We start from the raw sequence: 24233 nt of genomic DNA on the forward strand, positions 1-24233 counted from the left end.
TACCCCTTTTAAATTTTACTTTTATATACACTTAAATTATTTAAAGACCATACTCTTTCAGAAAATCTTCCTTCTTCTGTATCATCTATAGCCTTCTTCATGTCATACATTCTAGCATCCATAACATCTAAGTGGTGTAAAAGTTCTGCCTCTGGAATCATAGGCTTTTTAGGACTACCATATTCTGCTTCATAGTGATGTGATAATATCATGTGCTGAAGCAACATAGAAACTTCTTTATCTGCCCCAACTTTCTCTGCAGCTAACTCTATTTTTCTAACACCAATTACAATGTGACCTAAAAGTTGACCTTCTATACTATATTCATCCACTATTCCAAGATTATTTGAATTCATCTCTTCTATCTTAGCTATATCGTGAAGTATTATACCTGCATATAATAAATCCTTATTTACAAAATCATATATATCACATAATTTTTCACCCGCTTTAAGCATAGAGGTTATATGATACAAAAGTCCAGATCTTACGGAATGATGGTTAGATTTTGCTGCTGGATAATACATTATACAGTGACCTGCTTCTTCTAATATATATTCAACTATGTTTCTTATATCCTTATTTTTTATTCTTTCTTTGTACTGTAATACTTCTTCAAACATAAGTTTAGGATCTCTAGGAGCTACAGGAACAAAATCCTCTATTTTTACATTATCCTCTTCATTAACAGGAATAATTAAATCTAGCTTAAATTGAAGTTTGCCTCTCCAATCAATTACATTTCCCTTTACCTTGGCTAACATATTGGGCTTTATAAGACTTTCTTGATCAGCTTTACAATCCCATAACTTTGCGTTAATTTCCCCTGTCTTATCCATAAGCTCTATATCTAAAAATTTATTATTAGTTCCATTAGTAAGTCTACATGCAATATCTTTTACAAAAAAAATACCTTGTATTCTATCATCTTTTTGAAATTCACTTATAGTTTTTCCATCCATGAAAATCGCTCCTTATGAAAAAAATGTATATCTCTATATCCTTATTTTAACCTTAATTATTATATTATACAAATAAAATAAACTTCAATTTTCCTACATTAAAATATAAGTTTAAACTTAAGAATACCTTTAACTATTTCTTAGGAAATATATATTAAACTAATAAAAAGCCGCATTTTTATTAATACGACTTTTTATATGTAAACTCTTAGGTTATTTGTAATTGTAATTTCTTTTTATTATTTACTTTTTTACTTCTGGCTGTTTTGGTTGTTCTGGTTGTTTTGGTTGTTCTGGTTTTACCTCCGGTTTAGGCTCAGGTTTTGGTTCTGGCTTTGGCTCTGGTTTTGGTTCCGGCTTTGGCTCTGGTTTCACCTCGGGCTTTGGCTCTGGCTTTGGTTCAGGTTTTGGTTTTGTTACTTTATTTGAAATATTATTATTTTGCGATTTACTACTACCACTGCTATTATTATCATCAGTATATGTTTTCTTAGGTTTAGGTTGATCATACTCATGATCTTCTGAGTTTTTAGTTGTCCTCTCAACATTACCAGCATATTTAAACTGAGTATACATCTTCTCATCATAAAGTTTATCTTCAAAAATAAAGTCGTGCATTACTTTTTTATTTCCCTCTAAATCCATTACATGAACCCAACCTTTTGCCTTGCTTATAATTACACCATCACTTAGCTTATCTGTTGGAATTTGAAGTTTCTCCATATTAAAATTACCTATTTTTTGAATAGTATATGCTAGGTTTAGTGCATCTCCAAGCCCAACATTGGTTTTAATATATGGTAAAATTTCATTTGCTATAGATGGATACTTCATTGGAGAAACATCTTTAAACTTACTAATTAAAACTTCTAAGACTTCCCTTTGTCTTCTTGCTCTATCATATGTACCATTTCCTACTTTTCTCATTCTAGAAAAAGCTAAAGCTTGACTACCGCTTAATAGCTGTTTTCCAGGTTCTTTTAAGTATACTGCATCACTTTTAGATAGTTTAGGATTATCATCAATTTCTATATCAATACATCTATTTAATTCCTTAACTTCTGCTTCATTTTTAACCTCTACTTCAACCCCTCCAACTGCATCTATCATAGCTTTAAAACCATTGAAATCTATAATAGCATAGTTGTCCAATCTTACATCGAAGTTTTCTTCTATAGTTTCTCTGAGAAGGCTCATTTCTCCATAAGAATAAGCATGGGTAATCTTCTCTTCATTATGTCCTGGAATTTTTACATAAGCATCCCTCAATATAGATGTTAACTTTATCTTTTTATGATTGTCATCTATTGTTAGTATAGTTAGGGCATCTGACCTTGTAGGTTCCCCATCAACTCTTTCATCTACACCAACTAATAATATATTGGAAATCCCCTTTACCTCTTTATACTTTTCAGCATCTTTTCTATCTTCTTTTTTGCTTCCCTCATTTACATATATTTTTTCATAGGTCTTATATACATATAAAACAGAGGTAATTACTATTCCTAAGATTGCAACTAAACTTACTAATAAAACCTTCTTTTTCTTAGACAACTCGTATCCCTTCCTTCTAGAACATTGTCCCTACAACAAAATTCTTTATAAAAATATAATCTATTTATATATTATATCTTAAATACGAGAAGTTATTAAGTTACAAATCTATTAATTTTAAATTATTTAAATAAAATTTTAAAATTTAAGGTAATGAGCACTTATATGAATAATTTTTTCTTAATTAAAGATACTATTATTGATAAAATATTATCTTGGAGGTTATGCTCATGTCTATGGATAAAAGCAAAGCTAGAAAAAGTAATAAAGATAAAAATACTGATGTATTAGAAGGTACAACAGTAGGTAAATCTAGACACGATACTAAAAAAAATATAAAAACTAAAGAATAACATTCTTAATATTGCCGGAAAAATTTTAATCTTTAATGAGCCTTTTTAAGGGCTCATTTTTATTAAAATCTTTGGCTTTGTTAGATATTTTTATTAATATTATGGTTGTGTACTCACATATAAGCAAGTTTTTAGAATTTTATTATTTCTATAGTAAATTTTATATTTCTGTAACATAAGTTACAGAATACACACCTGAAATTATTATATACTCTATTCAAGAAAAACAAATAATCATTGTTATTTAAGTATTCGTAGTTTTAAATATTTTAATATATAAACAACATGATTATTAATTTATAAAAGATATAAATAGAATTATATAATAATGGAGGGTTAAAATTATGAGTATGTTTTGTTATCAATGTCAAGAAACTGCAGGGTGCAAGGGTTGTACTATTAAAGGCGTCTGTGGTAAAACCCCTGAAACTGCTAATCTACAAGACTTATTAATATATGTTTTAAAGGGAATTTCCATGTATAGCTTAAGGGCTGAGGAAAATAATTTAAATGTTGATAAAGAAAATAAATTTATAATGGAAGGTTTATTTGCAACTATTACAAATGCTAATTTTGATGTTAAATACTTTGAAGATAAAATAATAGAAGCTTTAAATATAAGAGAAGAACTTAAAGAAAACCTAGTTAAAGCTGGAATAAAAGTAGAAGATATAAATCATCCTGCTACAACTTGGACTTCGAATAACACTGAAGAATTCCACAAAAAAGCATCTACAGTAGGAATATTATCTACTGAAAATGAAGATGTGCGATCTTTAAGGGAATTATTAACCTATGGAATAAAAGGTATGGCTGCTTATGCTGAGCATGCATATACTCTAGATTACATTGATAATAATATATTCACCTTTATGAAAAAAGCTCTAGTACAAACTACAAACAATAATTTAAGTGCTGATGAATTAGTATCTTTAGTTATGGAATGTGGTAAATACGGTGTTGATACCATGGCACTATTAGATAAGGCTAATACTTCAACTTATGGAAGCCCTGAAATCACTAAGGTAAATATAGGTGTTAAAAATAACCCCGCTATCTTAGTAAGTGGACATGACTTAAAAGATTTAGAAGAATTATTAAAACAAACAGAAGGAACAGGTATAGACGTATATACTCATGGTGAAATGTTGCCCGCTCACTACTATCCTTCGTTCAAGAAATATGAACACTTTGTAGGTAACTACGGAAATGCTTGGTGGAAACAAGGAGAGGAATTTGAAAGTTTTAATGGTCCAATATTAATGACAACAAACTGTATTATACCACCTAAAGCTTCTTATAAAGATAGAATTTACACCACTGGTGTAGTTGGATTTGAAGGTTTAAAGCATATAGAAGATAGAAAAAATGGACAACCTAAAGATTTTTCTGAAATTATAGAACATGCTAAAAAATCTGCTTCTCCAAAGGAAATAGAAAGAGGAGAAATAATTGGTGGATTTGCTCATAATCAAGTTTTTCAATTAGCAGATAAAGTTGTTGAAGCTGTTAAATCTGGTGCTATAAAGAGATTCTTTGTTATGGCAGGATGTGATGGAAGGATGAAGAGCAGAGATTATTATACTGACTTTGCTAAGGCTCTTCCAAAGGATACTGTTATATTAACAGCTGGATGTGCTAAATATAGATATAATAAAATAGAACTAGGAGATATAAATGGAATTCCAAGAGTTCTCGATGCTGGACAATGTAACGACTCTTATTCCTTAGCTGTAATAGCATTAAAACTTAAAGAGATATTTGAATTAAATGATATAAACGAACTTCCAATCTCTTATAACATAGCTTGGTATGAACAAAAGGCTGTAATAGTTTTACTTGCACTATTATATCTAGGCGTTAAAAATATTCATTTAGGACCAACACTACCTGCTTTCCTATCTCCAAATGTAGCAAAAGTGCTTATTGATAACTTTGGAATTGGTGGAATTACAAATGTAGAAGATGATATGAAAATATTCTTAGGTTAATTGTTTAAAGGATAGTTATTTTTAAATGTAATTATAAAAGAAAAAAACAAAGATGCTATTTCTAAATTAAAAAGAAATAGCATCTTTAAAGTTTCTAAAATAATGTAAATTTAAATTTTTTCTAATTCAAATTTTATATCCTCACCTACTAAGACTAATATATCTTTAATAAGTTCGTCTATTTCTTTTATGTCCTCTTTATTATTACTATCTAAAATTACTATAGGTGAATTTTTACAACAATTTCTTGCATAAAATACCCCTTTAACATTTATCTTATCTAAGTAATCCATATAATTTTGTAATTCTTTAATAGAAATATCTTGTCCACTTATAGATAAATTTACTCTATTAAAACCGTTATGAACATCTAAGTGTATATTAGTTTCACCTTTTACTTTGTTTTTACTAACTTCTTTTACACTTACACTACTTACCTTCATAATATATTCCGTTGCCAATAATATATAAAATATATATTATTTTTTATAACTTTTTATAATTTTTATATAAGTTTATGGCAACAGTTCACCTCCCCTTTTATGATCTTATTCCATGAACATTTCTACGGAGTTATCTTCTTGTTTTATAATTATTTTTTTATCTAGATAATTTACTTCAAAGTTAGCCATGGTAGAATGAAGTCCTGAATCTTTCATAAAATGTATAGTTGCTATATTATTGCTATTACCTTTGCAAAACCTAATCATAATACTCTTAACTAAGGTAAATTGAATCCTAGAATTTATAATGTTCTTCTCTGGTAAATTTAAATTTAAACATCTATAGTCTAAATTTATTATTAGGTCTACTTCATTTTTGTCTTCTCGTATAACTTTTATAGGAAAATCACTTATTATTTTTAAATTATGATTTTCATACTCCATGTTATATCTCCTTTCTAAAAACTTCTATGGACCTTTCTAATATTCCTGTTAAATATGCTAAAATTATACCATAATTAGTAATTGGAATGCTATTTTTATTACAAATTTCTAATCTTCTTTTCATTATGTTTTTAGTAAGCATACAAGAACCACAATGGATTATAAGGTCATATTCTTTTATGTTTTCTTCTTTAAAACCTTCTCCAATAGAGAAGTCATAGTTTAAGTTAAATCCTAAATGTTTATTTAATAGTCTTGGAATTTTAACTTTTCCTATATCTTCGTGAGAAGTATTATGGGAACAACTCTCCATAATAAGTACTTTTGAGTTTTCATTTAAATTCTTAACTGCATATACACCCTCTAAAAACTGTTTTAAATCACCCTTTTGCCTTGCCATTAAAATAGAGAAGCTAGTTAACTTAATTTCACTTGGAACTATCTGTGAAACTTTTCTAAATGCTTGAGAATCTGTAACTACTAAATCAACTTTTTTTAAGTCATCTAAAGCCTCTTTTAACTCAGTATCTCGAACAACGTAAGACTTTATACCATGATCTAAAGCATCTCGTATAAGTTGAACTTGTGGTAATATAAGTCTTCCCTTTGGCGCTTCACTATCAATTGGAACTACCATAATTACAGTGCTACCATAGGGTAATATATCTCCAATTAGAGTTTCTTCTTTTTCTATTGTTTTTAATCTTTCTACTAATTTATCTTTTAAAATTTCTATTTCTTCTTCATTAAATGTACTTATAAATATAGCGTCTTTATTTTCTTTCTTTAAATCTTCTATATTCTTTTCATCTAATAAATCAATCTTATTAAATACCTTTATATAGGGAATTTTTCTTTCCCTTAATATATCTAAAAATTTATTTTCCTCTTCCATGTTATAATCTACACTATTAATTATATATAAAACTATATCTACTTTATTTAAACTACTTAAAGTCTTTTCTTCTCTCAGTTTTCCAAGCTTAGTTTTATCCTGTATTCCTGGTGTATCTATAAATATTACAGGTCCTGCCTGAATAAGCTCCATTGCTTTATTTACAGGATCTGTAGTTGTTCCTTCTATTTCTGATACAATAGATATTTCTTGCCCTGTAATTTTATTTAATATGGAAGACTTACCGCTATTAGTTTTTCCAAATAATCCTATATGTAATCTATTGGCACTTGGAGTACTATTCATAAATATCCCCTCTTTTTAAAAATAAATGTCTCTATCACCTTTTTTAAGCTTTTCTATATTTGATCTTACATTCTTTTTCATCTCTTCACTTGCTAAATTATTAATTTCTTTATTTACAAGTTCTTCTGCCATTTTATATAATTCTTCATCTCCATAATCTAGGACATACTCCATTAAAGTCATTAATGCATTTGGAGCACAGACATTTTGTATTTCTCCTGACTTTGCAAGACTCATAAATCTATCCCCTGTTCTTCCTTGTCTATAACAAGCTGTACAATAGCTTGGAATATATCCATCATTAATTAAGTCTTTTATAACCTGTATAGGACTTCTTCTATCTTCTATACTAAATTGATCTACAGAATTTCCCTCTTCACTTTCCTTATACCCACCAACTCCAGTACAAGAACCTGCACTTACTTGAGATACTCCATATCTTAAAGCTTCTTTTCTCATAGAACTACTTTCTCTTGTAGATAATATTATTCCTGTAAATGGCACTGCTATACGAATAATAGCTATTATCTTTTTAAACTCTTCATCTGTTACTATATGAGGGAACATACTAAGGTCCATACCCTCTGCTTTTTTTATTCTTGGTGCTGATATTGTATGGAAACCTACGCCATATTCTTTTTCTAAGTGTTCATTATGAAGCATAAGACCCATAACTTCAAATTTATAATCATAAAGTCCGAATAAAACTCCACCACCAACATCTTCAATTCCAGCTTTCATTGCTCTATCAAAGGCTGTAGTATGATAATTATAATCGCCTTTTATAGACTTAGGGTGCATATATTCATAGGTAGGCTTGTGATAAGTTTCTTGAAATAGAATATAAGTACCTATATTTTTCTCTTTTAATTTTTTAAAGTTTTCTTCTGTAGTTGCTGCTATATTTACATTAATTCTTCTTATACTTCCATTATCCTTGTGAGTTTCATAAATTGCATCTATAGAATCTAAAACATAATCTATATCACAGTTTACAGGGTCTTCACCTACTTCTAATGCTAATCTTTTATGACCCATTTTTTCTAAAAGCCTTACTTCTTCTCTTATTTCATCCATGGTTAATTTTCTTCTAACTATTTCATTACATCTTTTATAACCACAATATCTACAGTTATTTACACAATAGTTGCTAATATAAAGTGGTGCAAATAAAACAACCCTATTTCCATAAATGGATTTTTTAATATCACCAGCTATTTTAAACATCTCTTTAATTTGAGCTTCATCTTCTATTTGAAGAAGCATAGCTATATCTTCGTGACTTAATCCTCTAACTTTTTTAGCCTTGTCTAGAACTTTTTGAATATCTTCTTTTGTAGCTCCTTTGGCATTTTCTAATAAATTATTGATATACTCTTCATTAATAAACATTTTATATGCGCCCCCAATTTATGTTATCTCCTCTAGACATATCTACAGTAAATCCAGCAGATTTGATTCTATTCTCTATACATTTTCTACATTCTGCCGCCTCATCTCCTGTACATATTTTGCCATTATATAAGGAGTATTTCTCCCTAACAGATGTGGGTGATAAATTTGGCATAACCACATTAGCACCTGCTTGAAGTCCTTTTTCACGTCCCTCAGGATCTAAAGTACCTAATGCAGTAGTTGCAGGAAGTAAAGCCTGTGGCAAAAATAGCCTAGTCAAAGCTAGCATAATAATTGTGTCTTCAACAGTACCACCTTTTTCTTTTGATAGTTTTGTATCTTTATGTGGTATAAAGGGTCCAATGCCAACCATATGAGGTTCCAATTCCTTTAAAAACATAAAATCTTCTACTAAATCTTCATTGGTTTGGTTTGGAAGTCCCACCATAAATCCTGCCCCTACTTGATACCCTATTTTCTTTAAATCGTAAAGACATCTTCTTCTATTACGAAAACTACAATCTCCATGTAACTGGTTATATAACTTTTCTGAAGCTGTTTCATGCCTTAGAAGATATCTATCTGCACCAGCCTTATAAAATCTTTCATACTCTTCGTAAGACTTCTCTCCTATAGATAATGTTATAGCTACTTCACTATACTTTTCTTTAAGTGAGATTATAATTTTTTCAATTTTATCTGCAGTATAATAAGGGTCTTCGCCTCCTTGAAGTACAAAAGTTCTATACCCTAATTTATATCCTAAATCCGCACATTCCATAATTTCTTCTAAACTAAGGCGATATCTATCCGCCTTAGGATTTAAAGAACTAATACCACAATAAGAACAAGTTCGTTTGCAATAATTTGTAAACTCTAAAAGCCCTCTCATAAAAACTTTATGACCATAAAACTTTACTCTAGTCTCATGTGCTCTTTCCTTTAATAACTTTATATGATCATTATTTAGATTATTTAGTACATATAAAAGTTCTTCTCTATTTAAATTATTTGTATTATATAGCTTTTCAATTAATTCTGAAACTTTTTTAAATTCTTTATCCATAAATTCTTTTTACCTCTCAAGAAAATATAAACGTGCCAATATATTATTTAAATTAAATTATTATAATATGAAATAATCAATAATGCATTTATTCATTTTATTATATCATATTTAATCTATATTAAAATTTACTCATCTTATACTTCAAATGGTATGAATAAATTAATTTTAAAATACTAATTCTATCATATTATATCTTAATCTTATCTATTTATAATTTTGTATAGTAAAACTATAGTAATTAATTTATTGTAAGTAATATTTATTATTATTTAAATACTTTTCATGATATAATTATAATATATAAGGAAAAATTTATCATATATCCATAGGTTGACCATAAACTTATGAGCCATACATTGCTAACCATAAATTATATAGGTATTTCTAAATTTTTAGTAGCTTAAATATTAATAGAATAGAGTTCTAAACTTTAGTGGAGTAATACTCCCCCTAAAGCCAAGAATTCTGCTTATTTAATCTATAGAATTAATTACTTTAGGAGGACACTATGCTATTTATAAACCATTTCAATACAAATTCTTACTTTAACCACGCAGCTGAACAATATGTTTTAGAAAACTTTAATGATGAATGTTTTATGTTGTGGAGAAATGAACCTTGCATACTCATAGGTAAAAATCAAAATGCTTTAGCAGAAATAAACATGGATTATATTAAAGAAAAAAATATAACTGTAGTAAGAAGACTTACTGGAGGTGGCGCTGTATTCAATGACCTTGGTAATATTAATTTTACCTTTATAGCAAAAAATACAGAAGATGTATCCTCTAATTTTAGAAAATTTACTAATCCTCTATTAAAAGCTCTACAAGCCTTAGGCGTGAATGCAGAGTTTTCAGGAAGAAATGATCTTGTAATAGAGGGAAAAAAGTTTTCTGGTAACGCTCAATACTATCATAAGGATAAAGTATTACATCATGGAACTCTATTATTTTCTAGTTCTATGACGGATTTGTCTAAGGCATTAAAGGTAAACCCTTTAAAACTTAAGGATAAGGGAGTTAAATCCGTTTCATCTAGAGTTACAAATATAAGCGAGCATTTAAGAGAGCCTATGACTGTATTAGAATTTAAAAATTATGTTATAGATTTTGTTATGAAAATCTATGGTGAAAAAAACCTCTATGAATTTAATAATGAAGATTTAAAGGTTATAGCTAAAATAGTTGAAGAGAGATTTTCCAATTGGGATTGGAATTTTGGTCATTCACCGAAATATACTTATAGTAAACAAAAAAGGTTTAAAGGTGGTACTTTAGAGATAAGTTTTGATGTACGACAAGGTTACATAACTAAACTAAAATTTTATGGGGATTTTTTCTTTACTAAAGATATTAAAGAACTTGAAGAAAAATTTATACAGCTTCCGCATGAAGAAAATGCTATTAAAGAATTTTTAAATAATAACAATATTGAGGAATATATAAAAGCTGTTGAACCTTCTGACATTTTAGAGCTTATGTTTTAATTTAATAATAATAAGGAGATGGGGAGAAATGTATAAGAAAAAACCTGACTGGTTAAAAGTAAAAATTGATTTAGGTGCAAATTTAAAACAAGTAAAAGCACTTACCCAAAGTTTAAGTTTAAATACAGTATGTCAAGAGGCAAACTGTCCAAATAGAATGGAATGTTACAATAAAAGAACAGCTACCTTTATGATTCTAGGTAGTGTCTGTACTAGAAATTGTAGATTTTGTAATGTAACGCCTGGAAAACCTCAATGTGTAGATCCAGAGGAACCAAGACACTTAGCTGAAGCTGTAAAGGAACTTGGATTAAAACATGCTGTTGTAACCTCTGTAACTCGTGATGACCTTCCTGATGGTGGTGCTAGCCACTTTGCTAAGGTTATAGAGGAAATTAGAAGATTAAACCCAAATACTACAGTAGAAGTGTTAATTCCTGACCTAAAAGGAAACTGGGATGCCCTAAAAATCATAGTAGATGCTAAACCAGAAATATTAAATCATAATGTAGAAACAACTCCAAACCTGTACAAAACAGTTCGTCCACAAGCTATATATAAACGTTCCCTAGAGCTTTTAGAAAAGGCTAAAGAAATGGACAACTCTATCTTAACAAAATCTGGATTTATGTTAGGCCTTGGAGAAACAGAAGAAGAAATTATAGACCTTCTAAAAGACTTACGTGCCATAGATTGCGATGTTGTAACTATAGGTCAATACCTAAGACCTTCTAAAGAACATCTTGAAGTTAAGGAATATGTTCATCCTGATACCTTTAATAAATATAGAGATATAGGAATGGAAATGGGCTTTAAGTATATAGCCTCTTCTCCACTAGTTAGAAGTTCTTACAATGCATCTAAAGTTTTAGAACAAGAAGGTATGTTAAAGTAAATATTTATGAAAAACCATGTATAGAGGGCACATTTTAAGTTTGCCGTTTATTCATGGTTTTTATATCTTCTAAATTTAACATTCAGTCATAAAGCAGTTTTTTCTTGTTACTTTAATGACTCCCCTTAACTACCTTAAACCCTTTTTCTTCAAAGAAATTTTTAATTTTATCATAACGATTACATTCAACTTCTATGCAACGAGCCATATGTATTGTTTCTACATTTAAATTTTTTAATTGTTTTATTTTATATTCCATTTCCTTCTCTAAATCCTTGCCACATCCATTACAATGAAAAAGAGATTTTAATATAACTTCCTTGCCCTTATATATTTCAAAGGCTTTACTTTTATTATTAAAAGCTTCAAAACATCCCACTGCTGCACATTCATAAGTCATCTTATTACATACTAAAATTGCTATATTCATATTTTTAACCCCCTCTTCCTTTATGTTAGTGTAAAGTTTTTCACACTATATTTTTTACTTTATCTTTATATATCAAGGGTTACAGAATTTTTTAAACAAAAAAAACAATGACCCCCTTTTTTATGCTATAATTGAATCGCCAAAACCCAAAATAACATGAAAGGATGTCATTGCTATGGATTCAATTATAACTTATTTACTTTTATATATTCAATACCAAAACAAAATTATTTTAGAACTTTTTTTATTTATATCTAAATATATTCCTCTTAAACAATTGGTTTTTGAGGATTCACATAGTCCTGAATATCAGAAGTTTAAGGTGGATAAACTTCCTAAAATCTTCAATTCAGAACCTGTTGATTATCAATTGCTTTTAGCTTATTACAAGAACAGGTACGGAAAAACTGTTAAGCCAGTAAATCGTAGGTCTGAAAGTGCAAAAGTTGGTGAATCTACCGTGTGCCCTCGTTGTGGTGCTCCGCACAAATACATTTACAAAAATAATGGTTCTAAAGGTCAATATCAGTGTAAAGTATGTGGAGAGTTATTTAACGAAATAAATATCTATAATAGACCTTTAGCTTTACGTTGCCCTTATTGTGGACATATTTTAACACCTAAGAAAGATCGTAAGCATTTTAGAATACATAAATGTGTTAATCCTAAGTGTTCTTACTACCGCAATAACTTAGACAAGCTGCCTAAAGACTTAAGTGACGCTGATAAACACAAGTACAAGCTCCACTACATCTATCGTGAGTTCACCATAGATTTCTTTAAAATGGACTTACATGAACTTCCTTCTAGAGCAATTAACTTTAAGTATAAGAAGTTTAATGCCCACATTATGGGGCTTTGCCTTACTTATCACGTTAATCTTAAGCTATCTACTAGACAGACAGCACATGCCTTGGAAGAAATACACGGCATAAAGATTTCACATACAATGGTTGCTAATTATGCTATGACTGCTGCCGCAGTTATAAAGCCTTTTGTTGACACATTTGACTACAAACCATCTAATATTCTTTCAGCTGATGAAACCTATATCAAGGTAAAAGGTATAAAACATTACGTTTGGATTATCATGGATGCCTGTAAGAAGTCTATCTTAGGCTATCAAGTATCTGATACTCGTGCTGTAGGTCCATGTATCCTCACTATGCGTATGGCTTTTGAGAAGTTTAAAAAATTCCCTAATAAAGCCTTAAAATTCATTGCAGACGGCTATAGTGCCTATCCTCTTGCAAGTCAGCAGTGCAAAATCGTTAATGGATGGGACTTTGATGTTACTCAAGTTATCGGACTCACCAATGATGATGCTGTATCCACCGAATTTCGTTGGGTAAAGCAAGTAGTAGAACGACTTAACCGCACCTTCAAATCTTCTTATCGCGTTACCTGCGGTTATGGAAGCGAGAATGGTGCACTTTATGGCGTTTCCCTTTGGGTTGCCTATTATAACTTTCTACGTCCTCATCCTTATAACTACTGGAAGCCACTAAATGAGATAGATATTTTAACTAATGCGGGCAATATGCCTGCTAAGTGGCAAATACTTATTTATCTTGGTCAACAAACAATATTAAAGATGCAAGCTGAAAACTCTGCTTAATTTAGTTATAAAGTAAATATACGATATTTCTGAGCCACTACGTGGATAAATTAATGTGGTGATTAGCAATATCAAAAATTTTCCTTCTCTGAAAAGGATTTTTTGTCATGCTCAAAATTCGTTAATCCATCTTTAAATCACAAAGTATTTTAGTATTCTACGCCCTTCGGGCAAAACATTTTTAAACTTAACTTTTTCATATTTCACTTTACACTATCTCCTTTATCTTTTTATAATACAAGAAGTTATTATAATCTTCAAATACACTTTTAAAATTCATTTCCCTAAAATCTAAATTTTTCTTATAACATTGACATAGATGCTTTTTTAAAATATAATAACAGAGAAAATTTAATATAATGTGCTATTAGGTTCCTTTTATGGATTCATAGGGAAGTTTGGTGTAAGTCCAACACAGCCCCCGCTACTGTAAACACTACTTATAAATTACTATGCCACTGAGAAATTGGGAAGGCAATTTATAGGGTTTTATGTGTAAGTCAGGAGACCTGCCTATTAGTTTTATTACTAAGCTTCGGAGGGAAGTTGAAGTTTTATAAACTTTTCAATTGTTCTTATTATTTAATTGAAAATGACTATCTATAACGTCTGTAAAACTATCCAACTTTTTGGATGGTTTTTTTATTTTTTATTAACTTATTTTATAAAACATTTCTACATAATTTGGGGGGAAAATAAAATGAAAAAGAAAATTCTTAGTATTATTTTAGCTTTAGGTCTTACTACAAGCTTTTTAGCTGGATGTGGTAACTCTAATGAAAAGGAAAATAAAAATGCTAAAGAAACAACAAAGGTTGAAGAAAGTTCAAAGAAAGACGAATCTAAAGGTAACTATCCTGTAAAAATTAAAAACTTTGATGCACAAAAAAATGAATTTGAAGTTACATTTAAACAAAAACCAACTAAAGTAATCACTACAAATCAACCTGCTACTGAAGTTATGTTAGCTTTAGGACTAGAAGACTCTCTAGTTGGCACATGCTATAGAGATAATCCTATTCTTCCTGAACTAGAAGAAGCATATAAAAAAGTACCTATTTTATCAGAAAGATATCCATCTAAAGAAGTTGTACTTTCTAAAAAACCTGACATGTTATTTGGTTGGAGCAGTGCATTCTTTGATAAATCCTTAGGAAACGTTACAGATTGGAATAAAAAAGAGGTTAACACTTTTATTCAAAGAAATAGTGTATTAAAAGAACGTACTGTAGAAAATGAATTTAAGGATATAGAAGAAATAGGTAAGGTATTTAATGTTACAGAGAAATCTGATAAACTTATAGGTGATATGAAAGCTAAAATAGAAGATATTCAGAAAAAAACTAAAACAGCAAAATCTCCAGTAAAGGTTTTAGTTATAGAAGGTTCTGGGGATAATAAATATTATGCATATGGAAAAAACTCTTTAGTTACTGATATGGTAGAAAAAGCTGGTGGAACTAATATAACAGATAAGGGCGGCGAGATTAGCTTAGAGACAATCTTAGAAAAAAATCCTGATGTTATAGCTCTAATAAGCTTTGAGATGCAAAAGTCTGATAATAAAGAGATCTCTGCTCTACTAAATAATAAAAGCTTACAAAATGTAAATGCCATAAAAAATAAAAAAGTAGTAGATACTCCTCTTGCTGAAACTTATGTTGGTGGAGTTAGAGTGGCTAATGGTATTGAAAGACTTGCTAAAGGTTTCTATCCAGAATTATTTAAATAGAATTAGGTGTTATTAATGCAAAATACAAATAAAAATAATTTAAAAGTAGATAATAAGAATTTTAAAGAAGGTATTATAAAAAATAGAACAACTCTAATGATAACTATACTTATATTACTTGGAGTTCTATTTTTATCTATGGTTTTTGCCATAGTCTTTGGTCCTGTAGATATAAAACCACTAGAAGTACTAAAAATAATATTGCACAATGCTTTTAATATCTCTATAGGTGATACTTCTGCTTTAAGTTCTGGAGTTAACTATGAAATCATATGGAGTATTCGTTTTCCACGAATACTCCTTGGTGCTATAGTTGGCATGGGACTTTCAGTAGTAGGACTTACAATGCAATCCATGGTACAAAACCCCTTAGCTGATCCTTATATTCTAGGTATTTCATCAGGTGCTTCTTTAGGTGCTACCTTTGGAATATTTATAGGAATTGGTTCTATCTTTGGAGCTAATGGTGTTAGCATGTTTGCTTTTATGGGTGCTTTAGGTAGTTCTCTCTTAGTATATGTTTTATCTAATACAGGTGGTAGAGCAACCCCTGTAAAGTTAGTCTTATCTGGTATGGTCATAAGTTCTATTGCTTCTGCTTTTTCAAGTTTCCTTATATTTACATGTAGGAATGATCAGCAAATAAGAACCATAACCTTTTGGTTAATGGGAAGCTTAGCTAGTGCTAGTTGGGATAGTATAAAATTGCCAGGTATATTTATTATTCTAGGTACCCTCTTTTTTGTATTTCAATTTAGAAATCTAAATATAATGCTTTTAGGAGATCATAACGCTATAACTCTAGGAACGGATTTAAATAAATATAGAAAAATATATATGCTTATAACTTCCTTAATGACTGGATTAATAGTTTATTCAGCTGGTATGATAGGCTTTGTAGGCCTTGTTATCCCTCATATTGTAAGAATGATTGTAGGTTCAGATCATAGAAAACTAGTTCCTATATGTGCTTTGGTAGGTGCAATTTTCTTAATATGGACTGATGTACTTGCAAGAACCTTACTCTCTGACATGGAGATACCAATTGGAGTTATAACTTCTATACTAGGTGCACCATTCTTTATATGGATAATGATTAAAAAGACCAATGCATTTGGAGGTAATTAATATGAATTTAAGTGCAAAAGATATAAAAGTAACCTTAGGCGGAAATGAAATATTAAAAGGAATTACCTCTAAACTAGAAGTAAATGAATTTGTCGGACTAATAGGTCCTAATGGTAGTGGAAAATCAACTTTTTTAAAAACCATATATAGAATTTTAAAGCCATCTAGTGGGCTTATTACTTTAAATGATAAAAACTTAGATAAGATTAGTTTAAAAGAAAGTGCTAAAACCATGGGTGTAGTAAGCCAGTTTAATAACTTTAACTTTGACTTTACAGTAGAAGAAATTGTTATGATGGGAAGAGCTCCACATAAAAAAGCCTTAGATTTAGATACCGTAGAAGATTATGAAATAGTTTATAATACACTTAAAAAAGTTCATATGGAACATTATGCAAAACGCAGTTTTTCTACCCTATCCGGTGGAGAAAGACAAAGAATAATGCTTGCTAGAGCCTTGGCTCAAGAGCCTAAAATACTTATTTTAGATGAACCTACAAATCACTTAGATATAAAATATCAAATTGAAATATTAGACCTAGTAAAATCCTTAAATCTACAAGTTTTTGCAGCCCTTCATGATTTAAATCTAGCAGCTATGTACTGTAATAGGATTTATGTAATAAAAGATGGTTCAATAGTTGCAGAAGGGAAACCAAAAGAAGTGCTCACTAAGGAATTAATAAAAGAAGTCTTTGAAGTAGACGTTGAAATATTTGAACATCCTAAAACAAAACAATTAAATCTTATGTACTTTTCGAATAATAATAAGCCTTATTAGTAAAGATAATAATATAATATTTTCCGTATTAGATGACTACTATAATATAAATTTTCATTATAGTAGTTTAATTTTAATATCTAATTAAGATATAAAGACATATAGAGGTGATTATTTTGAGAGTTTTCTTTGCTATTGAATTTAAAGACGAAATTAAAAATTACCTAGATTCAATTCAGTCGGACCTAAAAAAATACTGTACTAAGGGTAACTTTTCAAGAAAAGAAAACCTACATCTAACCCTAAGATTTATAGGAGAAGTTGACCTTAATACCCTAGATACCCTAAAATCTGTACTAGATAAGGTAGCCCTATGCAATTCTCCCTTTACTTTAAAGCTAAATAATCTAGGAAGCTTTAACAAAAGCAATAAACATATCCTTTGGGCTGGAATACAAAAGGAGGACAATATTTTAAATCTTCTTTATGATTCATTACAATCTATTCTTTCTGAAAATGGCTTTGAAAAAGAAACTAGAAAATATAGTCCTCATATAACCTTATGTAGAGAAGCCATTATAGATAAGGATTATTTTGAAGAGATAAAAAATATTAAATTAGAACCTCATCCTATAGAAGTTACTAAAGTTTCTTTAATGGAGAGCACTAGGGTAGATGGAAAACTTATATATAGACCTATTCATGTAAGAGAATTAACTTGGCGTTATTAAAAAACTTTTCTAAGAAATTTTATTAATAAGTTTCTTAGAAAAGTTTTTATTTTATTATTACAACTCTTCTTAGGCTTTATCCCATAGCTCTCTGCTTAATACACCCTTCTTTTTAAAATATTTTTAGAAAGCGTTTGTTTCCATTTACAATAAATTCTTTGCATATATTAATTCATCTACAAAGCAAAATATGACAAAATAATACAATAATTCTCTGATATAATTAATTTGAGTTATTTACTAAAAATATTAATATAAGATGAATAAAATAAGGTCTAAATACCTATTTTAGGCTATTTAAATTATTAACACTGAATAACCTAATAGAATATAAAGCATATTATATGACCTTATAAATCATATAATCATCATGACTAAGATTAATATATTTTATTTAAGTTGAGATAATACCTTTTGATTGTGTTTTAAGATGTATAAGTTGTATTATAACAATATTTGTTTCAAAAAATATCACTAGTGTTTAATTTTTAGAAAATATTTTCATTGACATTTGTATTATAATCATTCTTTATAGTAAAATTCTTAAATTAAGCTAATATAGAATAATATTCCTATAACAAAGGGCAGACTTGCCCGCATAGTGATAGCTTGTATGGAAGTATATGGTTTTATAGTTGCAGTTAGCCACCTAACCACTTCTCCCAAGAAAACAAGATATTATCTATTAATTTTGTAATTGAATGTTTTATTAATCTCTTTATTTTTAATAAGCCGTAGGCTGTTTTGGCTACGTCTTGTATTAGTTTTATTATAATGAATGTTATTATTGCCGAAACAATTTGCATCATAACTGCATTAAGGCTATGTCCTATGAATCTTTTAATTTTTAAATTTTGCTTAATCCATTTGAAGAATAGCTCGATATCCCAACGTTTTTTATATAACCATGCTATATCTTCACTAGTATATTGTAATATGTTAGTTACAAAGGTTAGTATTTGACCTTCAGAATCAACTACAGTGATAACCCTATACTGATTTTTTGTCATATTAATATCTTCTGTACCAAGATAGCAAATAATATCTTCAATGATATTTATAGAATCATCTAGTAGAGTAACGTCAGAGTAAGTTATTTCAAGCTTACTTACTTCAGTTATAGCAGCATTATCTTTTAATCGGGTAATAAAGCGTATTCCTTTATTGCTAAACTCATCAAACTTTTTATAGTCAACATAGCCTTTGTCAAAGACATATATACAGTTGTTTTCTGTAATAAGTTCTTTCATCTTAGTTCTATCATGTGGTTTAGCATTAGACACAATTATAAGCTCAGGAACTCCTTTGCTTAAGTTGAATTTTGTATGAAGCTTTATTCCTGCTTTTGTAGAGCGAAATTCTGCCCACTGAAAATAAGTCTTGGCCATACTTATAGTTGAAGAATCTATTAGTTTTATGGTTCCAAACTTTTTAAGTTTCTCATTTACAGGTAATTGTTTTAAAGCAGTATCAATTAGTTCGTTTAATATTGGAATGTAAACATTATAATCCATATAGTTATTATAATTAGACAACGTTCCCAAGCTAACGCTTTTTATTGACTCCTTTAGCTTAGAATCAGATTGCATAAAATCATCAACATCCCTTAAGCTATCTAGCTTCGCTAAATGAAAGTAAAGGTGAGTTTTCAAATGATTTGATGCTATATTATAGTCAACATCTAACTTATACGTAGATTTTTTCAAAGTGTTCCAGTTAACAATATCTAATAATTTTTCAAAAATAGTGATATAATTATTCATAGATAGTCAGCAACTCCTTTGCGATATGATTGTGGTAATTATATTAAAGCAAAGGTGCTGACTATTTTCATTTATATATTGCTGGTACACATAGAAATTTATTACAAGTTATTATTGTCAATAGGATTTTCAATCCATTAATTAAACACTAGTGAAAAAATATATAAAAAGTTGATAATTAAAAATATAGCATAATTTAATTAGTAATAATTATTATAAATAACAATTATAATACATTTGGAGAGGAGTAGTTCATATTGGGTAATGTAGTAATGTTTATTGCTGAATTAGGAGAATTTTTTTGTTTTATTACTCCATTTTTATTTATTTGGAGTATTAATAATTTATTCAAATGTTCACCAAAAGATAAAAAAAGGTACTATTTATATTTAATAGTTGCAGTTATTAATTCATATTTAATTTTTTTACCAATAATATTAAACAAATTTCATTGAGTTATTAATATTATATTAAATAAATTTTTAGGGAGATTTTTACAAAAAAATTCAAAAACACTATTTTATCACTAGTACTAGTATCTTCAATTATAGAATGCGTAGCATTTTATCTGTAGAACGATATTTTATTATAGTATTCTTAATCTGTAATTATTTAGAGTTATTTACAAATATAAAGATTTTAATACTATCGGTGAAACCCAGAAGTATCTAAACAGCCTTACGGCAAAAGCACTTGTGTGATTTATATACGAAAAATTAAAACAAAATGCTAAACTAGAAGATATTTTATCAGAACTAAAAATCGCTTAAGATTTTTTTAAAAATGCATAAATTTAAATTAGGTAAGTGTTAGTATTCATTTTGGATAGAATATACTGACAATCATATTTTATCTACAATAGGTAATTTACAATTTAAAATTGCCTAACTAAAGTTATTTACTAAAAATATTAATATAACTTGTTGTAATAGTTAATTCTAAGAAAATTTATAAATAAAAAGCTCTAGTATTTCTTTGAAGTATCGTAAAATATTTAAATTATAAGGAGCATCTATATGAAAAAAAAACTTTTATTAATGATATCATGTTCTTGTATTATAATTTTAGGCTTTGGTATTTTTAAGTATTTTAACCATGGTAAAGCTTTAAAAGAAGTTAAACCCCCAGATAGTAAAATAGTTAATACTAATGATAATGTTGAAAAAATCCCTTCTTTTGATAACCTCAAAATAGAAGAAGGGAATCCAAATGAAATTGTTTTAAAATAAGAAATTATTAACGCACCTATGGAAGTCTTAGGTGTAAAAGATGAGAAAAACTTCTATGGTTATGAAATAAGCGGAGAATTATGTACTTACAATGTGGACACAAAAAAGACAAAAGTATTTAAAAAGGCTATGGGAAAGAACATGTATATACAAACTGCTGATTTTTCAGATAAGTGGATAGTTTGGGTGGAGGGTAGTGATAAGGAAACAACTGATGCAACCACAGGTGTAGGTTGGGCTTTATATGCTGAAAATATAAAAACAGGTGAAGTTACACAAATAGACAAGGATATTGATAAGGATATTAATAACCTTCAATCTGGTTTTAGATGTTCTCCTAACCAAGTTACCATATCTGGTGATAACATTGTATACTCAAACTTTAAGAGAGATAGTGATAAAAGTATAAAATCAGTAATAAAATTAGCTAACCTTAAAAATAAAACTATACATGAATTAGATGAAATAAAGGATATAGATAAGTATTTTTATTCAGACCCATCTATTTATAATGACAATATTGTGTGGAGTGTTACAAAGCTGACCACAGATCCTGCTGAACATAAAAAGTTTAGTAATATAACTTTGTACAACTTGAAAGACAAAAATAAGACTATACTTTCTAAAAATGTGCCTGTATATGACCCTATAATAAATAATAACCTAATAGCTGCCGATTTTACAGTTAACGATATTACTAATATTGTTTTATATGATTTAAACAAAAAGAATGAGGATTGGAAAAATTGCGTAAACTCCTCCCTTCCAATATACCAAAATACTCAAAACAGTACTATGGCTGGACCTTTGTTTAGTAAATATTACATGATATGGTGGGATAATAAAACAACAAGTTCACAAGTGATTGACACTAAAAGTAATAAAATTTATATATTAGATAAAGATAAGCATATGCAAGTAAGAGGTTTGTACAACAAACTTATTTTTTGGAAAGAATTCTCACCAGATGGACTTGATAAAACTATAACCAAATATGCTATATTAAAATAATGCTCTATTAGATAAAAACATCTAACAGAGGGTAAAATAAAAGCAATGTTTATGCAAAAATAAATACACAAGAGCCTTCTAAGCTTTGGTACGAGTTTTTACTCCCACTAAAGCTTAGATTTTCTATTTATAAATATAATATTTCCTCTATGCCTTGTAAGTTTATTATATTTATAATATTTCTCTCAAAATCTATTAATCCATCTTCCTTCATTCTTATAAGCTCTCTTGAAAGAGAAGGTCTTGTAACCCCAAAATGCTCAGCCATCTCACTTCTATTTTTGCTAAGCTTAATAACTAAATCTTTTTGCTTTTTATATTCTTCTAAAATATAATCTGCTAATTTTTCTCTTATGGTTCCATAAGATATTTCTTTTAACTTCTTATTTAACATGAGAATTTTATTGGAAAGTAGTGTCATGAACTTTTTTAAAAATCCCTCATTTAAACTGCAGAGTTTTAAAATATCTTCCTTTGAAATAAATAATATCTCTGATTTATTACTAGAAATTATATTGGAAGGATAAGAATTTAAATCAGAAAATATAATAACTTCTCCAAATATTCCGCCCTGCTTTATTTTACTTATAGAAACAACCTTCCCTGATGGAAATCCCTTTTGCACCTCAACAGATCCATCTAGAATAATACCAATACCTGAAATATGATCCCCCTCTAAGGCTATTACTTCTCCCTTAGAAAATTTGCTTATTCTATAGTTAATGTCTTTTAATAATTCTTCTATTAATTCTTCCTTAAAATCTTTAAATAAAATGCTCTTTGATAATAAAGATACTAATCTTAACATCTCCATCTCCTCACTTAAATAAGATAAGACTTCTAAGCTTTAGGTAACTTAATTTCATCCTATAACTTAAAATTCTATTTATTTTATAATTGTAACATATGTTACATACTTAAACCTTAAATATTTTTATAATATAATTACACTATAAACATTGAATATTAAAATAAGAACATACTAATTATAATTGTTTAATATAGAGCTTATTTTTATCATAAATTTTAAAAAGGATGTGATTTAAATGTTAAGAAAAATAGTTAATATTTCCGAGGAAAAGTGTAATGGTTGTGGACTTTGTGTTAGCGCTTGTCATGAGGGTGCTATTGAACTTATAGATGGAAAAGCTAAATTAATTAGTGATGAATATTGTGATGGTTTAGGGGATTGCCTTCCTGAATGTCCTACAGGTGCTATTGAGATAGTTGAAAGAGAAGCTAAAGAATATAATGAGGAGTTAGTTCAAGCAAAAATAGAAGAAAGAGAAAACTTAAAAACTAAGGATAATGAGGCTTCTTTGGAAAAACCTAAGCTTCCTTGTGGATGTCCTGGAACCATGGCAAAATCTATTGAAAGAAAACCTAAGTCTCTATTAATAAATAAAAATACCTTGGGTAAAAAACCTGAAGAAGATTTTACAATGCCTTCAGAATTAAGACAATGGCCAGTGCAAATTAAGCTTATAAATACAAGGGCTGCATACCTTGAAAATGCAGATCTATTAATAGCTGCTGATTGTACTGCTTATGCCTATGCAAATATTCATAAGGACTTTATTAAAGATAGAATAACCTTAATAGGTTGTCCTAAACTTGATGATAATGAATATTACAAAGAAAAGTTAGCTGAAATTTTAACTAATAATAAAATTAAAAGTATAAAAGTTTTAAGAATGTCTGTGCCTTGTTGTGGTGGTATAGTTGCAGCAGTTAAAGGTGCAATGCTCCTGTCTTCTACTATAGTTCCTTATAGTGAAGTAGTAATTGATACAGATGGTTCAATAATATCTAACACATAATAGTTAATATAAGATCAATATACTATTTATTTAATACAATATTTCAAATTTTTAAAAAATATATATGATTTTTATTGACTTTAGTACTTTAATTAAATATAATAATTTTAATAATATATTAAATAAGTCTATGATTGGAAATAGTACTTTAATATGTTTTGTTTTAGCGAGTGGACATATGGTGAAAGGTTCCATAACAAAATTTTAAAGGAATGGCTCCATGAGACTCTTAGTGAAATCTTTTCTTTGAAAGT

At 28.6% G+C, this 24233-nt stretch carries 22 protein-coding genes and 1 riboswitch; of the genes, 12 read left to right on the forward strand and 10 right to left on the reverse strand.

Annotated elements, in window-relative coordinates; translation table 11 throughout:
- Positions 1-8: 8 nt before the first annotated feature.
- Both FNZ64_RS04660 and FNZ64_RS04665 read right to left on the reverse strand, forming a co-directional pair.
- Positions 9-962, reverse strand: coding sequence for a 3'-5' exoribonuclease YhaM family protein (locus tag FNZ64_RS04660; protein WP_142413665.1), 954 nt, complete (start codon positions 960-962; stop codon positions 9-11).
- 243 nt (positions 963-1205) lie between these two features.
- The gene (locus tag FNZ64_RS04665; protein ID WP_142413666.1) at positions 1206-2516 is read right to left on the reverse strand and encodes an LCP family protein; all 1311 of its coding nucleotides are present in this window, start codon (positions 2514-2516) and stop codon (positions 1206-1208) included.
- 230 nt (positions 2517-2746) lie between these two features.
- Between FNZ64_RS04665 and FNZ64_RS15005 the strand changes: the two genes are divergently transcribed.
- Positions 2747-2869 carry a hypothetical protein gene (locus FNZ64_RS15005; RefSeq protein ID WP_279233257.1) on the forward strand — a complete coding sequence of 41 codons (123 nt, stop codon included), beginning with the start codon at positions 2747-2749 and terminating at the stop codon, positions 2867-2869.
- Positions 2870-3213: 344 nt separating this feature from the next.
- Positions 3214-4860, forward strand: coding sequence for a hydroxylamine reductase (gene hcp / locus FNZ64_RS04670; RefSeq protein ID WP_142413667.1), 1647 nt, complete (start codon positions 3214-3216; stop codon positions 4858-4860).
- A gap of 110 nt (positions 4861-4970) precedes the next feature.
- On the opposite strand, the gene FNZ64_RS04675 is transcribed toward hcp, so the two are convergent.
- The 5 genes from FNZ64_RS04675 to hydE all read right to left on the reverse strand — a co-directional run bounded on the left by FNZ64_RS04675 (position 4971) and on the right by hydE (position 9409).
- Positions 4971-5303: a hypothetical protein gene (locus FNZ64_RS04675; RefSeq protein ID WP_142413668.1), complete on the reverse strand. Its 333-nt coding sequence runs from the start codon at positions 5301-5303 to the stop codon at positions 4971-4973.
- A 105-nt stretch (positions 5304-5408) separates the two neighbouring features.
- Positions 5409-5747: a hypothetical protein gene (locus FNZ64_RS04680; protein WP_142413669.1), complete on the reverse strand. Its 339-nt coding sequence runs from the start codon at positions 5745-5747 to the stop codon at positions 5409-5411.
- A gap of 1 nt (position 5748) precedes the next feature.
- Positions 5749-6948: a [FeFe] hydrogenase H-cluster maturation GTPase HydF gene (gene hydF, locus FNZ64_RS04685; RefSeq protein WP_142413670.1), complete on the reverse strand. Its 1200-nt coding sequence runs from the start codon at positions 6946-6948 to the stop codon at positions 5749-5751.
- 15 nt (positions 6949-6963) lie between these two features.
- Positions 6964-8340 (reverse strand): [FeFe] hydrogenase H-cluster radical SAM maturase HydG, encoded by a 1377-nt coding sequence (gene hydG / locus FNZ64_RS04690; protein ID WP_142413671.1) that lies wholly within the window; start codon positions 8338-8340, stop codon positions 6964-6966.
- A 1-nt stretch (position 8341) separates the two neighbouring features.
- A complete protein-coding gene (gene hydE / locus FNZ64_RS04695) occupies positions 8342-9409 on the reverse strand; it encodes a [FeFe] hydrogenase H-cluster radical SAM maturase HydE (protein ID WP_142413672.1) in 1068 nt (355 codons plus the stop codon).
- A gap of 511 nt (positions 9410-9920) precedes the next feature.
- Between hydE and lplA the strand changes: the two genes are divergently transcribed.
- Both lplA and lipA read left to right on the forward strand, forming a co-directional pair.
- Entirely contained in the window at positions 9921-10901 is a 981-nt protein-coding gene (gene lplA, locus FNZ64_RS04700; protein WP_142413673.1) for a lipoate--protein ligase, read from the forward strand.
- 28 nt (positions 10902-10929) lie between these two features.
- Positions 10930-11796, forward strand: a complete 867-nt coding sequence (gene lipA, locus FNZ64_RS04705) for a lipoyl synthase (protein ID WP_142413674.1) — start codon at positions 10930-10932, stop codon at positions 11794-11796.
- 112 nt (positions 11797-11908) lie between these two features.
- On the opposite strand, the gene FNZ64_RS04710 is transcribed toward lipA, so the two are convergent.
- Entirely contained in the window at positions 11909-12226 is a 318-nt protein-coding gene (locus FNZ64_RS04710; RefSeq protein WP_142413675.1) for a CGGC domain-containing protein, read from the reverse strand.
- A gap of 175 nt (positions 12227-12401) precedes the next feature.
- On the opposite strand from FNZ64_RS04710, the gene FNZ64_RS04715 reads away from it, so the two are divergent.
- The 5 genes from FNZ64_RS04715 (at position 12402) to thpR (ending at position 18156) form a co-directional block, all read left to right on the forward strand.
- Positions 12402-13844 carry a DDE-type integrase/transposase/recombinase gene (locus FNZ64_RS04715; RefSeq protein ID WP_142413676.1) on the forward strand — a complete coding sequence of 481 codons (1443 nt, stop codon included), beginning with the start codon at positions 12402-12404 and terminating at the stop codon, positions 13842-13844.
- Between the two features lie 352 nt (positions 13845-14196).
- Positions 14197-14375, forward strand: a riboswitch (cobalamin riboswitch).
- 169 nt (positions 14376-14544) lie between these two features.
- On the forward strand, positions 14545-15576 hold the full coding sequence (locus FNZ64_RS04720) for an ABC transporter substrate-binding protein (RefSeq protein ID WP_142413677.1): 1032 nt from the start codon (positions 14545-14547) through the stop codon (positions 15574-15576).
- Positions 15577-15591: 15 nt separating this feature from the next.
- Positions 15592-16704 carry an iron chelate uptake ABC transporter family permease subunit gene (locus FNZ64_RS04725; RefSeq protein WP_142413678.1) on the forward strand — a complete coding sequence of 371 codons (1113 nt, stop codon included), beginning with the start codon at positions 15592-15594 and terminating at the stop codon, positions 16702-16704.
- Between the two features lies 1 nt (position 16705).
- Complete coding sequence (locus FNZ64_RS04730) at positions 16706-17485, forward strand: ABC transporter ATP-binding protein (RefSeq protein ID WP_142413679.1); 780 nt, start codon at positions 16706-16708, stop codon at positions 17483-17485.
- 116 nt (positions 17486-17601) lie between these two features.
- The gene (thpR, locus tag FNZ64_RS04735) at positions 17602-18156 is read left to right on the forward strand and encodes an RNA 2',3'-cyclic phosphodiesterase (protein WP_185903674.1); all 555 of its coding nucleotides are present in this window, start codon (positions 17602-17604) and stop codon (positions 18154-18156) included.
- Between the two features lie 641 nt (positions 18157-18797).
- On the opposite strand, the gene FNZ64_RS04740 is transcribed toward thpR, so the two are convergent.
- On the reverse strand, positions 18798-19919 hold the full coding sequence (locus tag FNZ64_RS04740) for an IS4 family transposase (RefSeq protein ID WP_142412845.1): 1122 nt from the start codon (positions 19917-19919) through the stop codon (positions 18798-18800).
- Positions 19920-20935: 1016 nt separating this feature from the next.
- Here FNZ64_RS04740 and FNZ64_RS04745 point away from each other — a divergent pair.
- Together FNZ64_RS04745 and FNZ64_RS04750 are read left to right on the forward strand one after the other, a co-directional pair.
- Entirely contained in the window at positions 20936-21148 is a 213-nt protein-coding gene (locus FNZ64_RS04745) for a hypothetical protein (RefSeq protein WP_142413681.1), read from the forward strand.
- A gap of 18 nt (positions 21149-21166) precedes the next feature.
- Complete coding sequence (locus FNZ64_RS04750; RefSeq protein ID WP_142413682.1) at positions 21167-22159, forward strand: hypothetical protein; 993 nt, start codon at positions 21167-21169, stop codon at positions 22157-22159.
- 127 nt (positions 22160-22286) lie between these two features.
- On the opposite strand, the gene FNZ64_RS04755 is transcribed toward FNZ64_RS04750, so the two are convergent.
- Entirely contained in the window at positions 22287-22967 is a 681-nt protein-coding gene (locus FNZ64_RS04755) for a Crp/Fnr family transcriptional regulator (RefSeq protein WP_142413683.1), read from the reverse strand.
- Positions 22968-23205: 238 nt separating this feature from the next.
- On the opposite strand from FNZ64_RS04755, the gene FNZ64_RS04760 reads away from it, so the two are divergent.
- Complete coding sequence (locus FNZ64_RS04760) at positions 23206-23979, forward strand: ATP-binding protein (RefSeq protein WP_142413684.1); 774 nt, start codon at positions 23206-23208, stop codon at positions 23977-23979.
- Positions 23980-24233: the final 254 nt, after the last annotated feature.

The sequence above is a fragment of the Hathewaya massiliensis genome (genome assembly GCF_902143515.1).
Classification (GTDB): domain Bacteria; phylum Bacillota; class Clostridia; order Clostridiales; family Clostridiaceae; genus Hathewaya; species Hathewaya massiliensis.

What these genes read in the sequence shown, in the direction of transcription:
- hydG (WP_142413671.1), bottom strand. Translation starts at nt 8,340, where the DNA reads ATGTTTATTAATGAAGAGTATATCAATAATTTATTAGAAAATGCCAAA.
- FNZ64_RS15005 (WP_279233257.1), top strand. Translation starts at nt 2,747, where the DNA reads ATGTCTATGGATAAAAGCAAAGCTAGAAAAAGTAATAAAGATAAAAAT.
- FNZ64_RS04720 (WP_142413677.1), top strand. Translation starts at nt 14,545, where the DNA reads ATGAAAAAGAAAATTCTTAGTATTATTTTAGCTTTAGGTCTTACTACA.
- FNZ64_RS04725 (WP_142413678.1), top strand. Translation starts at nt 15,592, where the DNA reads ATGCAAAATACAAATAAAAATAATTTAAAAGTAGATAATAAGAATTTT.
- FNZ64_RS04755 (WP_142413683.1), bottom strand. Translation starts at nt 22,967, where the DNA reads ATGTTAAGATTAGTATCTTTATTATCAAAGAGCATTTTATTTAAAGAT.
- hydF (WP_142413670.1), bottom strand. Translation starts at nt 6,948, where the DNA reads ATGAATAGTACTCCAAGTGCCAATAGATTACATATAGGATTATTTGGA.
- hydE (WP_142413672.1), bottom strand. Translation starts at nt 9,409, where the DNA reads ATGGATAAAGAATTTAAAAAAGTTTCAGAATTAATTGAAAAGCTATAT.
- hcp (WP_142413667.1), top strand. Translation starts at nt 3,214, where the DNA reads ATGAGTATGTTTTGTTATCAATGTCAAGAAACTGCAGGGTGCAAGGGT.
- FNZ64_RS04680 (WP_142413669.1), bottom strand. Translation starts at nt 5,747, where the DNA reads ATGGAGTATGAAAATCATAATTTAAAAATAATAAGTGATTTTCCTATA.
- FNZ64_RS04740 (WP_142412845.1), bottom strand. Translation starts at nt 19,919, where the DNA reads ATGAATAATTATATCACTATTTTTGAAAAATTATTAGATATTGTTAAC.
- FNZ64_RS04730 (WP_142413679.1), top strand. Translation starts at nt 16,706, where the DNA reads ATGAATTTAAGTGCAAAAGATATAAAAGTAACCTTAGGCGGAAATGAA.
- FNZ64_RS04715 (WP_142413676.1), top strand. Translation starts at nt 12,402, where the DNA reads ATGGATTCAATTATAACTTATTTACTTTTATATATTCAATACCAAAAC.
- FNZ64_RS04675 (WP_142413668.1), bottom strand. Translation starts at nt 5,303, where the DNA reads ATGAAGGTAAGTAGTGTAAGTGTAAAAGAAGTTAGTAAAAACAAAGTA.
- FNZ64_RS04710 (WP_142413675.1), bottom strand. Translation starts at nt 12,226, where the DNA reads ATGAATATAGCAATTTTAGTATGTAATAAGATGACTTATGAATGTGCA.
- FNZ64_RS04745 (WP_142413681.1), top strand. Translation starts at nt 20,936, where the DNA reads ATGAAAAAAAAACTTTTATTAATGATATCATGTTCTTGTATTATAATT.
- lipA (WP_142413674.1), top strand. Translation starts at nt 10,930, where the DNA reads ATGTATAAGAAAAAACCTGACTGGTTAAAAGTAAAAATTGATTTAGGT.
- FNZ64_RS04660 (WP_142413665.1), bottom strand. Translation starts at nt 962, where the DNA reads ATGGATGGAAAAACTATAAGTGAATTTCAAAAAGATGATAGAATACAA.
- FNZ64_RS04750 (WP_142413682.1), top strand. Translation starts at nt 21,167, where the DNA reads ATGGAAGTCTTAGGTGTAAAAGATGAGAAAAACTTCTATGGTTATGAA.
- lplA (WP_142413673.1), top strand. Translation starts at nt 9,921, where the DNA reads ATGCTATTTATAAACCATTTCAATACAAATTCTTACTTTAACCACGCA.
- FNZ64_RS04760 (WP_142413684.1), top strand. Translation starts at nt 23,206, where the DNA reads ATGTTAAGAAAAATAGTTAATATTTCCGAGGAAAAGTGTAATGGTTGT.